Below are 13,344 nucleotides of genomic sequence, written 5' to 3'. Positions count from 1 at the left end.
ACTTGGGCATGTGGGGCCGCGGATCCTCCTGATCGAGGACGATCGCCGCCTCGCCGAGATGCTCTCCAGGTATCTCGGCGAGGCGGGCTTCTCCATGAGCGTGGCCGGGAGCGGTCGCGAGGGGCTCATCCGGCTCGGGCGCGAGCCTCACGAGGCTGTGGTCCTCGACCTCACCCTGCCCGACATGGACGGGCTCGACGTGTGCCGGGAGCTTCGCGCGTTCTCGCAGACCCCGGTGCTCATGCTCACCGCGCGGGGCGAGCCCATGGATCGCGTCGTGGGGCTCGAGATGGGCGCCGATGACTATCTGCCCAAGCCCTTCGAGCCGCGCGAGCTGCTGGCGCGGCTCCGCGCCATCCTCCGCCGGGGCCCGGCGGCCGCCGCCTCGCGCGTCCTGCGCTTCGGCCGGCTCGAGATCGATCGGGAGGCCCGGAGCGTGCGCGTGGCCGGGGCGGAACGCGTGCTCACCGCGCATCAGTTCGCGCTGCTGCAGGCGCTGGCCGAACGGGCGGGCCGGGTCCTGTCACGGGACGCCCTCATGGACCTCGTCCGGGGCGAGGCGCTCGAGGCCTTCGACCGCTCGATCGACGTCCACGTTTCGCGCATCCGCGCCGCCATCGAGGACGATCCCAGGCGGCCGCGCCGCCTCCTCACGGTGCGGGGCGCCGGGTACGTGTTCGCGCGCCAGCAGGATTGATGCGCCGACTTTACCTCCGTATTTACCTCGCAGTTCTGGCGAGCCTGATCGTCTTTGCCGTCGCGGCGGCCGTCGTCTGGCGCCTGCTCGGGGATGGAAGCGGCGCCGGCTTCGACACCGCGGCCGTGCTCGCGGAGAACGTGCTGCCGCGCGCCGACGCCCCCGCCGCCGAGCAGCAGGCGGCGCTTGAGCGGCTGGCCGCCAATCTCCGCGCCGACGTCGCCCTCTTCGCCGCCGATCGCCGCCCGCTCGCCGCCGTCGGCCAGCCCCTGCCCGTGCCCGACCCGGATCGCGAGCGCGGCGGCTGGCTGCGCGCGTGGGGACCGCCAACCGGCGCCGTGCACCTGCGCGACGGCCGGTGGCTGGTGGCGCGCATGCATGCCCCGCACCGGCCCCACGGGGCGCCGTTCCTCCTCACCCTCGGGCTGCTCGCGCTCGCCGTGGGCATCGCCGCCTATCCGGTCGCGCGGCGCCTCACCGCCCGGCTCGAGCGGCTGCAGACGGGCGTCGAGTCGCTCGGCGCCGGGAATCTCGCCGCGCGCGTGCGGGTGGAGGGACGCGACGAGGTGGCGCGGCTGGCCGAGAGCTTCAATCGCGCCGCTGGCCGCATCGAAGCGCTGGTGGGCGCCCACAAGACGCTGCTGGCGCATGCCTCCCACGAGCTGCGCACGCCGCTCACGCGCATCCGTATGGCGGTGGAGCTGCTCGGGCCCGGCGCCGATGCGGACCGCCGCCGCGATCTCGCCCGCGACATCGCCGAGCTGGACGCCCTGATCGACGACCTCCTCCTCGCCAGCCGCCTCGACGCCGTGACGGAGCGTGAGGCCGATGAGGACGTGGATCTCCTCGCGCTGGTCAGCGAGGAGTGCGCCCGCTACGAGGACGTCGCCGTGGAGGGACAGCCGGTCGTCGTGCGCGGCGATCCCCGGCTGTTTCGCCGCCTGATCCGCAACCTCGTGGACAATGCCCAGCGCCACGGGGCGCCCCCGGTCGAGGCGCGCGTCCGCGCCGCGGACGCCCACGCCGAGCTGACGGTGCTGGACCACGGGCCGGGGGTCCCCGACGCCGAGCGCGAGGACGTGTTCCGTCCCTTCCGGCGCCTCGGCGGCGACACCGGCGCGGGCACGGGACTGGGGCTGGCCCTGGTGCGCCAGATCGCGCGCCGGCACGGGGGCGAGGCACGTTATCTCGGCCGCGTGGGAGCCCGGACGGGCTTCGTGGTGACCCTGCCGGTTCGTGGCCCGGGCTAGCTCGCCTCCCCCGTCATCGTCCTCCCGATGACCTAGTGCGACGTCGCCGCTGCGGTCGACGGTGCCATCGCGCATGCAACATGGCCACGAATTCGCGCGCCGATGGTGTGAGCACAGCGTCCCGATGCCGAACGATCGAGATCATCCGCCGCACCTTCCACCCGCGCAGCCGAAGGACACCAAGGGTGCCGGCCCGGATCTCACCGGCCACCGTGAACTCGCTTAGGCCGGCCAGGCCATCGCCGCGGGCCACCGCCAGCTTCACGGCCTCCCAGCTCGGTAGCTCGAGGCGATGACTGGCCGTGATACCGAGGTCGGCCCACGCCGCCTCGACCGTCGCCCGGGTCGCCGAGCCCTCGGAGAGCGCGATCCAGGTGGCCCCTTCTGCCTCGCGCCGGGGTATCCAGCGGCCGTCTTGCCCGGGGGGCCCCACCACCACGATCTCCTCCTCGACGAGCGGCTCCGCTTCGATCTCCGGCGCGGCGGCGAACCCGCCGACCACGCCGAGCTCGGCGCGGTGCGAACGTAACGCGTCCATCGTTCGTGCCGAGTTTCCAGACACGATACTGACGCGCACCCCCGGATGCGCACGCTGGAACGCGACAACGGTCTCAGGCAAGAGGTACGTCGCCGGGACGCCCGACGCGACGACGGTCAGCGCACCGGTGACTGGCTCGCGGAATTCGCCGATACCTCGGGATGCCTGCGCAAGCAGCGCTTGGGCTCGGAGCACAGGACTCGCCAGGAATTCCCCGGCTGGCGTAAGCGCCCCACCCCGTGTCCCCCGTACGACCAGTCGCACTCCCGCCTCCCGCTCCACATCCGCTATATGCTTGGACACCGCGGGCTGACTGATCCGTAGCTCCGCCGCCGCCGCGGAGAATGAACGGCGGCGAGCGAACGCGGCGAAGGCCCGCAGGCGCGCCTCGAGCTCCATAACCAGAGATTATAGCTGCCCCGCTTCGTATGTATTTCGGATCTTCCCGGCCGGCGACCTACTCTCGCGCCGACACGGGGCATCGTCGACAACGAGCCAATGGAAGCGCACATCGCAGCGCTACGGGAGGGTCGACATGGACTCGGCCGGCAGATTTGCAGCCTCGAACCGGGACACCTGGCATGTACCGCGCATCCGCGTCCTGCTCGCAGTCCTCATCTCATTCGTCGCCCCGCTCGCACTGAGCGCCTGCGCACAGACCGCCTCCGGTCCTCCCGCGCCGCGGACCGCCGGCACGATCAGCCCAAGCTGGTCACCCTCTGCGTCTCGGATGCAGGACGACGCGTGGCATTTTGCCTATGCTGTCCAGAGCTGGGCGGCGGAGCAGTCCGGCCACGTGGTGATGGTCCCGGCGCGCCATTCGATCGTCGTCGATCGCGCGTTCTTCAGTGATGAATTCAGTCATATGCCTCTTCGAGCCCTGCCCGGCGTGCGCGCGGACGATGCGAACCAAGTCGTCGTGTTGAAGCACTCGTGGACGACGCATGCGTCGTCTTGGGACTACGACACCGACATCAAGTTCGTTCTGTATGGCCCGGGATTCGTCAAGGAAGGTGTCCGGCACGAGAAAACAACCCTGCAGAACGTCGCTCCGACCTACGCTCGGCTGATCGGCACCCATGCCCCGAAGGGGTCCATGGGACGCGTGATGACGGAGGCGCTTGTTCCAACCTCGAAGAGGCCCACGGTCATCCTCACCGTCGTGATGGACGGCGGCGGACGATCCCTCTACAACGCATGGCCCGATGCCTGGCCCGTCATCAAGAGCCTCGCGACGCGGGGGGTCGAGTACACGGACGCGAAGGTGACGCAGCTCGAAACGGCGACGGCCGTGTCCCACGTCGCCATCGGGACTGGGGGCTATCCCCTCACGACGCGCATCGTGGGGAACGAGATCTACGACCCAGCAACGAAGCAGGTCACCCAGTCATTCCCCGATTACTCGCCAGAGTTCATCATGGCGCCCACGCTCGCCGACGAGTACGGCGTCAGCGCAGGTCACCGGCCGGTCGTCATCGGGACGAGCTTCCAGGACCGCGCCGCGATGGGCATGGTCGGCCACGGCGCGGCGCACCACCCAGCCAACAAGAACCACATCGTCGTGCTCTATGCGCAGCCGAAGAAGCCGGCATGGAAGGAAGAGTTCCCGGGTGGCGATGGGGAGCATCGGCTGATGACGAACGTCGACCTCTACAGCTTCCCAGCGTACCTCCGCGGCCGGAGCCCGATGCCCTACGTCAAGGAACTGACCAAGGGTAGCGGGATATGGATGGAGCATAGGATTGACGACAGCTCGAACGTTCGTTTCACACCCGCCTACGTTGAATTCGAGTGCGACAACATGCTCATGATGATGGATCGCGAGCCCATCGATCGACCCGACGTGACCGCCCTGATCTACATGAGCATGAAACCGACTGACTACGCGGCCCACCGGTGGGGCCTCGAGAGTCTCGAGGCCCGCGAGGCCCTCCGAGCGCAGGATGCCTGCGTCGGCAAGCTCATCCGGAAGCTCAATGCCCGAGTCGGCGAGGGCAACTACGTCGTCGCGATCACGGCGGACCACGGAATGATGCCGATGCCCGAGGTGACGGGTGGTCACCGGCTCTCGCTGCGCACGCTGCTCGAGATGATTGACAAAAAGTTTGGCGGCAAGATCGCCCTCGGGGGTGGCTTCATCAACCTCTGGTTCGACCAGGCGAAGATGAAAGAGCTCGGTATCACGAACCAGGACGTCGCGGCATATCTCCGCTCGTTGACGGCCGGCGAGTACTACGGCCCCCGCGAGAAGTGGCCGATGTACCTCTCATACCGGCCGGACGAGCGCCTGTTCTTCAACGCCTACACGTTCGAGCAGGTCGAGGCGTTCGTGAAGGCGAATCCAAGCCGCTGGATGGCCAACCCCTACGCGGGACACAGCACGGCAATCACGCTCGAGCACGACCTCCGGCGACTCCATGCGACTGGCTCGGGCGTGGGCTATCTCGCGTACGGCGTCCATCCGGATGAGCCACCGCGGCGGATCGAGGGCACCACGTATTTCTACCGGGACGGGTCGGAGCTCATGGAAGAAAAGGAAACCTTCGAGGAGATCGCGCGCTGACCTGGACGGACGCAACTGCCATTGGGCCTACTTCCTGGGCGCGGCGAGGTCCGCCGCCCGCTGCCCCTGACGCGCGTAGTCGGTGGCCTCGGCGAGGACGCGCGCCAGCTCCTGCGGCGCGTGGAAGCCCATGGAGTTCTCCGCCGCCACGAAGTCGAGCCGCCACTGCGCCTTCTTGTGGAAGTCCTCGGCGGCCTTCAGTGCCGCCTCGTCCGCGCCGGCCTTCTTCGCGGCCACGATCGCGTCCAGCATGTCGGTGGTGGCCTTCGCCGCCCGCTGCATCAGGTCGTGATGCCGATCCTGGATGGCGAGCACGCGGCCCTGGAGCTCGGCCTCGGGCACCGCGTGGCAGGGCTGGCACGCGCGATTGATGTTGAGCAGCGGGCTCCGCACCCAGTGATCGCTCACCTTGAGCGCGCCCACGCGCTGATAGGGCATGTGGCAGTCCGCGCAGGCCACGCCGGCGCGCGCGTGGATGCCCTGGTTCCACACCTCGAACTCCGGGTGCTGCGCCTTCAGCACCTTGGTGCCGGTCTCTGCGTGCACCCAGTCCGTGAAGCCCTCCTTGTCGTAGTAGGCCTCGATCTCCTCCACGCGCAGGCCGTTCGCCCAGGGATAGGTCACGACCTTGTTTGGCCCCTTGAAGTAGTACTCGACGTGGCACTGCCCGCAGACGTAGGCGCGCATCTCCTGCCGGGACGCATCGCGGTTGGGATCGTAATCGGCGATGCCCTGCTTCGCCTTGAGCGCCTTGATGCCGTTGATGAAGCCGGGCCGCGTCACCCGGAGGGCCATTGTCTTCGGCTCGTGGCAATCGGTGCACGCGATCGAGTGCTGGATCAGCGCTTGCCCCTTGTCGTCGACCATGTTCCGCGCGTCCTGATAGGCCATGCCGGACACCTGCTCGAAGCCCTTCTCGACGTCCCCCTTGCCGACGAACCGGAAGAGTCGAAGGTTCGAGGCGTGGCACTGAATGCACGCCCCCGGCTGCTTGCGCTCGGTCACGCGCTTGGTCTGCTCCTGGTCGAAGAGGGCGTAGAAGTGGCCGCGCCGGTCGCGATAGTCGAGGGCGAAGGCGTAGCCCGCGAAGATGCGCTTGAGCCACGGGTCCCGATCGAGCTTCTGCTGGGCGAGCCCCGCATCGCCCGCCCCGACGCCCCGGCCTCCGTACTTCGTGGTGGTCGACTCCGCCGTGCGCAGGTAGCTGTCGTACTGGAAGGGCCAGTTCTGACCCCACACCTTCGGATCGTCGATGTCCTCCGTGACCTCGATCAGCTTCACGAAGGGCTGCCGCGCCTCCTGCTTCCGCTCGAAGATGTTGGTGAGGAGCGCCAGCAGGAGCACGGTGACGCCGGCGATGGCGGCGAAGCCCAGCAGGATCAGGCCCACCCCAGGGCCGCGGCGCCGTGGCCGGTTCTCGACGGGATCCGTCATGTCAGTGGCTCCTTGGCGCGCGTCGTCAGCGCGCCCCGAAATGCCCCGCCCCGGCGTGACAATGCATGCAGCGGAGCTCCTCGCCGGCCGGTCCCGGGCTCAGGAACACGGCGTGGACGAACGCGTCGTGGCAGCGCACGCAGTTGGCCTGCACGATCAGCCGGTCCTTCGGCGTGATCTCGATCGGCTCCTTGAAGTTCTGGAGCGTGAAGGCCATCGAGTGACGGAAGCCGTGCTCGGACTTCGCGACCCACTTCGCGAGGCCGTCGTGGGGTAGATGGCAGTCCACGCACCCGGCCACGTGGCGGTGGCCGCTCTTCATCCAGGCGTCGTACTGCGTGTTCATGATGTGGCAGTTCACGCACGCCTTGGGGTCGGTGGAGAGGTACGAGAAGCCCTTGGCGTAGACGAACGTGAAGGCGCCGACCCCGACAGGGATGCCCAAGAGACAGGCAAAGAGCAGGACGAGGGCGCGCCGGCTCAAGGCGATCGTCTACCGGCCGCGCGCGCGATACCAGGGGTGCGGCTGGCCGGGCGTCTTCACCCGGAGCGAGTACACCGAGCTGCGCGCGGTGAAGAAGAGCGTGCGCAGATCGGGGCCACCGAAGGCCAGGTTGGCCGGCACCTCGGGAGTGCGGATGATCCCGAGCCGCGTGCCGTCGGGCGCGAACACCCAGGTGCCGCCGGGACCCGTGCAGTAGACCCGCCCGTCGACGTCGACCTTCATGCCGTCGGGCACGCCGTCCGTCTCGTCAGAGGACATGTCGGCGAAGATGCGCCGGCGGACTACCTCGCCCGCCGCGCTGAGCTCGAAGGCGTGGATGTAGGCCGTCCACCGCGTGTTGGCGACGTAGAGTGTCCGCTCGTCCGGCGAGAAGGCCAGCCCGTTGGGATACTCGCAGTCCGCCACCAGCGTGGTGGCGCCGCTCGGCGCGATCCGGTACACGCCCGCATAGGTCAGCTCGCGCTCGGGGAGCGGCACGCGCAGGCCAGGATCGGTGAAATAGAGGCTCCCGTCCGACTTGCAGACCACGTCGTTCGGCCGGTTCAGCCGCTTGCCCTCGAAGCGGTCGACCAGCACCTCCATCGCGCCGCCCGCCTCGGCCCGCGTCACCCGGCGATTGTCGCCTTCGCAGAGCACGAGGCGGCCCTGAAGGTCGAACGTGGTCCCGTTGCCGCCGCCGGTCTGCTCGCGCAGGAGCTCGGGGGCCTTGCCCGGCGTGATCCGGAGGAGCTTGCTCGCCCGCACGTCCACGAAGTAGTAGAAGCCGTCGGGATGCCACAGCGGCCCCTCGGTGAAGACGAAGCCGGTGGCGAGACGCTGCGGCTCGCCCGGCTCCAGCAAGCGCTCGAGTCCGTCCCCGCTCATCGGACCCTACACCGCCATGGCCATCCCGTCGTGGCCGGGATCGGCCCCACCGTGGAGCGAGCCATCGGGGCGCACCTCGATGCCGTGCACCGAGGCGACGTCGAAGGTGTTGGGGTTGCGCCACACGGTGTAGCCGTCACGCTCGAGCTCATCGGTGACGTGGGTGGGAATGCGCATGGTCACGTCGATGATGTGGCTGGTCGCGCTGAAGCGCGGCGCCGCCACCGCGTCCGACATCGACATCCCGAAGTCGAGCAGGTTCACCAGCGCCTGCATGACGCCGATGGCGATCTGGGCGCCGCCCGGCGCGCCGATGGCCGCGCGCAAACGGTCGCCTTCGAACACGGTCGTGGGACACAGGGCGGAGAACCGGCTCTTGCCGGGGGCGATCGAGCCCGCGCGGCCGGGACGCGGATCGAATACGCTCATGGCGCCGTTGTACATGAAGCCGAGCCCATCGGTGATCACGCCCGAGGGCATGCCGAGGGTATGGGTCATGGTGACCGCGTTGCCGTCGCGGTCGATGGCGGCCACGTGCGTGGTGTCCTTCGGCTCGAGCCCCACCCGCTCGATGCGCACGCGCTTGCCCGCTCGGATGTCCGCAGCGACCTCCCGCGCGTACGTCTTCCCGAGGAGGCGCTCCACCGGCACATCCACGAACGCGGGGTCGCCGACATGCGCCTCCTTGTCCGCCACCGCACGCTTCATCACCTCGGTGACGACCCGGAGATAGGCGGCGGTGTTGTGTCCGAGCGCGCGGAGATCGAACTGCTCCAGGACGTTGAGCATCTCGAGCAGCATGAGCCCGCCGCCCGGCGGATGGTTGGTGGCGAGGCGCCACTGCCGGTAGGTTCCCCGGAGCGGAGGGCGGCGCGCGGTCCGGTACGCGGCGAGGTCCTCGTACGAGAGGAGCCCGCCGTGGGCGCGCATGTCGGCGGCGATGCGCTCGGCCAGCTCGCCCGTGTAGAACACGTCGGCGCCGCCCTTGGCGATCGTCCGGAGGGTCCCGGCGAGATCGGGATTGCGCACGATGTCGCCCACGCGCTTGGGGGTACCGTCGGGCCGGCAGTAAAGCGCGCGCCCGCTCGCGGTGAAGCGCAGCCGCTCGGGATTGGCCACACGCCCGAGTTGCTCCTCGAGAGCCCACCAATAGCCCACGTGATTCTTCACCAGCCAGCCCCGCTCGGCCCAGTCGATCGCGGGCTGCACGACCTGGGCCCAGGGCAGCGCGCCGTACGTGGTCTGCGCCTCGTAGAACGCCTTCAGGGAGCCGGGCACGGTGATGGACTGATAGCCCAGCTCGTTGACGTGACCCTTCAGCACGAAGCCGAAGCCGTCGCGCGTCTCCTCCTCCAGGAGATGCGTCCACATGTCCGGCCGGGCCGCCGCCGGCGTCGTGCCGTGGAAGTCGATGCACTCGTGCACGCCGCGGGCGGGCATGTAGATCTGGCAGCTCCCGAAGCCCGCGATGCCGGTCATCATGGGATCCACCACGCCGGCGGTCAGCGCGCAGGCGATAGCGCCGTCGACGGCATTGCCGCCCGCGCGCATGATGAGGGCGCCCGCCTCGGTCGACTCCGGCTGCGCCGCGCAGATCATCCCGCTCCGCATGGGTCGGATTCTATCAAGGATTGCGGAGGAGCTCGTGGACTCGCGCCGGCGTGAGGGGAACCCGATCGATCCGGACCCCGCGGTCGGCGAGAGCATCCTCCACCGCGTTGGCGATGGCGGCGGCGGGCGCGATCACGCCGCTCTCGCCGACGCCCTTGATCCCCAGCGGATTGACGCTCGAGGGAAAGTCCATGTGGGTCACGTCGAACGCGGGCAGCTCGTCGGCGCGCGGCAGGGGATAGTCCATGAAGGTCCCGGTGAGAAGCTGCCCGGACTCGTCGTAGAGCAGGGCCTCGCCCAGCGCCGTGCCGATCCCCTGGGCGAGCCCGCCGTGGAGCTGGCCCTCCACGATCGCGGGATTGATGGGCCGTCCGCAATCGTGTAGCGCCGCATAGGCGAGGAGCTGCACGCGCCCGTCCTCGACGTCCACCTCGACGACGGCGCCCTGCACGCCGAACGCCCACGTCACCGTGCCCGGATAGAAGAAGGCGCACGCGCCGAGCCCCGGCGTCCCCGTCCCCGCCAAGGCGGGGCTGCGCACCGCCGCCCGCGCCACCTGGCCGAGCGAGAGGCTGCGCCCCGGCAGGCCCTTGACGTGCACGCGACCCTCGGCCAGGACCACGTCTTCCGGTGCGCACTCGAGCATCTCGCCCGCGACGAGTCGCGCGCGCGCGGCGACCTCTCCTGCCGAGCGCGCCACCGCGGGGCCGGCGACCGCGGCCACGCGGCTGGCGATCGTCCCCATGCCGAAGCCCACGAGCCGCGTGTCGCCGCCGCGCACCACCACGGATTCGAGCGGCGCGCCCAGCGCGTCGGCGCAGATCTGGGCCAGCGTGGTCTCGTGCCCTTGCCCCTGGGCGCACACCCCGAGATCCACGAAGATCGTGCCCTCGGGATCGACCCTCACGTCCGCGCCCTCGAAGGGACCGAGCCCGGTGCCCTCGACGTACGCGCTGAGCCCGATGCCGATGGGGCGCGTGCTCCCGCGCCGCGCCGGCTGCTTGGCCCGCCAGCCCGCGTAGTCCAGGGTCGTGAGGAGGCGCTCGAAGGCCGCCGGATAGTCCGCCGGGTCGTAGATGATCGGCGCGCCGTCACGGTAGGTGAGCCCGGTCGGGCACGGCATGTCCTCCGGACAGATCAGGTTGCGCCGCCGGAGCTCGGCGGGGTCCATGGCGAGGGCGCGTGCGGCGCGATCGAGCAGGCGGTCGAGCACGAACGCCGCCTCGGGCCGCCCCGCGCCGCGGTAGGCCGCTGCGAAGGTCTTGTGAGTGAGGACGTTGCGGCCGCTCCCGCGATAGTGCGGGACCCGATACGGCCCGGGCAGATGGTTGATCGTGTTCAGCGTGATGGCCTCGCCGAGCACGGGCGCGACGCCGTGGTCGCGCGTGAACGCGGTCTCCAGGGCCACGATGCGGCCGTCACGGGTCACGCCGAGCCGCGCCTCGTGCGCTTGATCGCGATCGGCGGCGGCGGACAGGAAATGCTCGTGCCGGGTCTCCACCCACTTGACGGGGCGCCCCAGCCGGCGCGCCACCGCGGGGACCAGCATGTCCTCGGCGTACACATGCCCCTTCACGCCGAATCCCCCGCCGATATCGGGCGCGAGCACGCGGATCCGCTCCTCGGGCAGGCCGACCACTGGCGCGATGGCGGCACGCACGGCGAACGGCACCTGCGTCGAGGTCCACACGGTGAGGTCCCCGGCGATCGGGTCGACCGCCGCGAGTACCCCGCGCGTCTCCAGCGGCATCCCCGCCACACGCGGATACGCGAGGCGCGCGCTCACGACCACGTCGGCCTCGGCGAAGCCCCGCGCCGGATCGCCGGTCGCGCCCGCGCTCACGCTGGCCACGTTGTCGGGCCACTCCTCGGTGACACGGGGCGCACCCGGCGCGGCGGCCGCATCCACCGTCACCGCCGCCGGCAGCGCCTCGTACTCGATCGGCAGCCGCTCGACGGCGTCGGCAGCCACATAGGGATCCACCGCCACCACGATGGCCACCGCCTCGCCCACGTGGCGTACCCGGCCGGCCGCGAGCGCCGGATTCACGTAGGCGCGGCCGCGCGGCTCCGGCACGAGAGGCGGGATCGAGGCGGCCAGCTCCGGCATGTCCTCGCGCGTGAGCACGGCCACGACACCGTTCACCGCGAGCGCGGGGGCGCGGTCGATGCTCACGATGCGCGCGTGCGCGTGCGGGCTGCGCGCCAGGGCGAGATGGAGCAGCCCGGGCATCGAGAGATCGTCGACATAGCGGCCGCGACCGGTGACGAGGCGGGCGTCTTCCTTGCGCTTCGGGGACGAGCCGACGAGCACGGGGAGCGGACGACGCCGGCTAGGCGGGGGGCCGCGCGGACTGCAGATGCTCGTCGCGGCGAGACTGGAGCGAGGCATCGGCGTAGGTCATGAGGTCGGGCTTGGCCTTGCCCAGCATCACCTGGAGATAGGCGGGCTCGAGCCCCACGTTCTGGAAGCCGTGGATGACATTCGCCGGGCAGGAGATGCAATCCCACGGACCCAGCACGGTCTCCGCGCGTCCGCCCGCGCCGTCCTCGATGAACACCAGGACCTTGCCCTCGAGGATGAAGAACACTTCCTCCACCTCGTGCGTATGCGCGGCATTGCCCTGCCCGGGGGGCACGAACATCACGCTGAGCGTGAAGTGCTGGGCCGGAACGACCGAGGCGTCGGCCTTGCCCGAGGCCCCGCTTCCGATGAAGCGATGCTGGGCGCGACGGAACCCTTCGACGCGCGCGTCGGCAAAGGCGTCCCAGTCACCGCGCCGATCCGTGAAGCGGGCGACCTGCTGGCGGAGCAAGCGCTCGAGCGCGTCGTCCATGGCCTGTCAAGTCTAGATGGGGGCGGCCGGGCTGGCAAGGCCGTCACCCGCGAGATCAGGCGAGCGGGGCGAAGCCGCGGCCCCTGCGTCTCGCGGCTTCGCCCGCGGCTACGCGAGCCTACTCCATTTCGGCCATGTCCATTTCGCGAGCCCCGCCACGCCGGCCGGAACTGCGGCCCCCCGACGCGCGGCTCATGGTCCGGCTGGACGTTCTGCGCCGGGCGCGGCCCGCGCGCGCGCCGCGCCCGGCGCGCTTCGTCTTGACGCGGCGCGTGCTCATGCTCGCGCGCTTGGTCGTCCGTCGGCGGCTCGTCGTGCCCCGCGCCTTGCGCCGCCCGGTACTCTTGCTCCTGCGACCCATCTTGCGTCTGGCCATCTGCTCCTCCTTATAGGTAATGCCGGTCCCCCGACTCGAGGGATCCGGCGCGCCGCCGTCGTGCGGCGGCTGTTGGCGTAAACTGCAATGGAGGTGCCACGCGCGCGCGAGGCGGCACCATGGCACAGCCCATGCTGACACTTGCCCAGCGAGGAGGGATGTGATGGCCGAGCACAGTCCAGACCCGAACGCGATGTCGGCGCAGGACCCCGACAACCAGTCCAACAAGCCGGTGCTGTTCGTGCCGCCGTCCCCCGAGATCCAGCGTCCCGGCAAGCTCCTGCGCATCGCGGCGATGGTGCGCGAGCTGCTCGGCGACGTCCGCGCCTCCACGCCGGACGAAGCCGGCCGCAAGCGGCTGCGCGAGGTCTACGACCGCGCGCTCTCGGCGCTCCGCGAGGGGCTCTCGGACGAGCTCCAGCAGGAGCTCGACACGCTCACGATCCCCCTCGAGGGCACGCCGAGCGCATCGGAGATCCGCCTGGCGCAGGCGCAGCTGGTCGGCTGGCTCGAGGGGCTGTTCCAGGGCATCCAGGCCGCGATGTGGGCGCAGCACATGCAGGCGCAAGCCCAAGTCGAGGAGATGCGGCGCCGTGGCCTGGCACTGCATGGCGGCGGCGACGACGGCCGGCGCGTGATCGAGCCGGGGCAGTATCTGTAGCTGCCGGC

11 protein-coding genes are annotated in these 13,344 nt (G+C 70.3%); 4 read left to right on the top strand and 7 right to left on the bottom strand.

All coding sequences use genetic code 11. From position 1 onward, the window contains the following. The first annotated feature begins 10 nt into the window (after window positions 1–10). Both VFX14_06780 and VFX14_06775 read left to right on the top strand, forming a co-directional pair. Window positions 11–697, top strand: coding sequence for a response regulator transcription factor (locus VFX14_06780; GenBank protein ID HEU5189376.1), 687 nt, complete (start codon window positions 11–13; stop codon window positions 695–697). Continuing rightward, window positions 697–1,947 (top strand): HAMP domain-containing sensor histidine kinase, encoded by a 1,251-nt coding sequence (locus tag VFX14_06775; GenBank protein ID HEU5189375.1) that lies wholly within the window; start codon window positions 697–699, stop codon window positions 1,945–1,947. The genes VFX14_06780 and VFX14_06775 overlap by 1 nt, the downstream gene beginning before the upstream one ends. A gap of 13 nt (window positions 1,948–1,960) precedes the next feature. Here VFX14_06775 and VFX14_06770 read toward each other — a convergent pair whose 3' ends face one another. After that, window positions 1,961–2,884: a LysR family transcriptional regulator gene (locus tag VFX14_06770; protein ID HEU5189374.1), complete on the bottom strand. Its 924-nt coding sequence runs from the start codon at window positions 2,882–2,884 to the stop codon at window positions 1,961–1,963. A gap of 136 nt (window positions 2,885–3,020) precedes the next feature. Between VFX14_06770 and VFX14_06765 the strand changes: the two genes are divergently transcribed. Further along, a complete protein-coding gene (locus tag VFX14_06765) occupies window positions 3,021–5,048 on the top strand; it encodes an alkaline phosphatase family protein (protein ID HEU5189373.1) in 2,028 nt (675 codons plus the stop codon). Window positions 5,049–5,075: 27 nt separating this feature from the next. Here VFX14_06765 and VFX14_06760 read toward each other — a convergent pair whose 3' ends face one another. Genes VFX14_06760 through VFX14_06735 form a run of 6 tightly spaced genes read right to left on the bottom strand, consistent with a single transcriptional unit; the run spans window position 5,076 to window position 12,299 of the window. Next, window positions 5,076–6,482 (bottom strand): ammonia-forming cytochrome c nitrite reductase subunit c552, encoded by a 1,407-nt coding sequence (locus VFX14_06760; GenBank protein HEU5189372.1) that lies wholly within the window; start codon window positions 6,480–6,482, stop codon window positions 5,076–5,078. Window positions 6,483–6,507: 25 nt separating this feature from the next. Then, window positions 6,508–6,966: a cytochrome c nitrite reductase small subunit gene (gene nrfH / locus VFX14_06755; protein HEU5189371.1), complete on the bottom strand. Its 459-nt coding sequence runs from the start codon at window positions 6,964–6,966 to the stop codon at window positions 6,508–6,510. Window positions 6,967–6,975: 9 nt separating this feature from the next. Further along, the gene (locus VFX14_06750) at window positions 6,976–7,851 is read right to left on the bottom strand and encodes an SMP-30/gluconolactonase/LRE family protein (protein HEU5189370.1); all 876 of its coding nucleotides are present in this window, start codon (window positions 7,849–7,851) and stop codon (window positions 6,976–6,978) included. A gap of 6 nt (window positions 7,852–7,857) precedes the next feature. Further along, window positions 7,858–9,462: a gamma-glutamyltransferase gene (ggt, locus tag VFX14_06745; GenBank protein ID HEU5189369.1), complete on the bottom strand. Its 1,605-nt coding sequence runs from the start codon at window positions 9,460–9,462 to the stop codon at window positions 7,858–7,860. 13 nt (window positions 9,463–9,475) lie between these two features. Next, window positions 9,476–11,776: a xanthine dehydrogenase family protein molybdopterin-binding subunit gene (locus VFX14_06740; protein HEU5189368.1), complete on the bottom strand. Its 2,301-nt coding sequence runs from the start codon at window positions 11,774–11,776 to the stop codon at window positions 9,476–9,478. 19 nt (window positions 11,777–11,795) lie between these two features. Then, a complete protein-coding gene (locus VFX14_06735) occupies window positions 11,796–12,299 on the bottom strand; it encodes a cupin domain-containing protein (GenBank protein ID HEU5189367.1) in 504 nt (167 codons plus the stop codon). A gap of 539 nt (window positions 12,300–12,838) precedes the next feature. Between VFX14_06735 and VFX14_06730 the strand changes: the two genes are divergently transcribed. Further along, a complete protein-coding gene (locus tag VFX14_06730) occupies window positions 12,839–13,336 on the top strand; it encodes a proteasome activator (GenBank protein HEU5189366.1) in 498 nt (165 codons plus the stop codon). The last annotated feature ends 8 nt before the right edge of the window (window positions 13,337–13,344 follow it).

It is taken from the genome of Candidatus Methylomirabilota bacterium, from assembly GCA_035764725.1.
In the GTDB taxonomy this organism is placed as follows: Bacteria; Methylomirabilota; Methylomirabilia; order Rokubacteriales; family CSP1-6; genus DASRWT01.
Note: the sequence above shows the minus strand (reverse complement) of the source record. Positions and strands in the feature narration are given on the sequence as shown.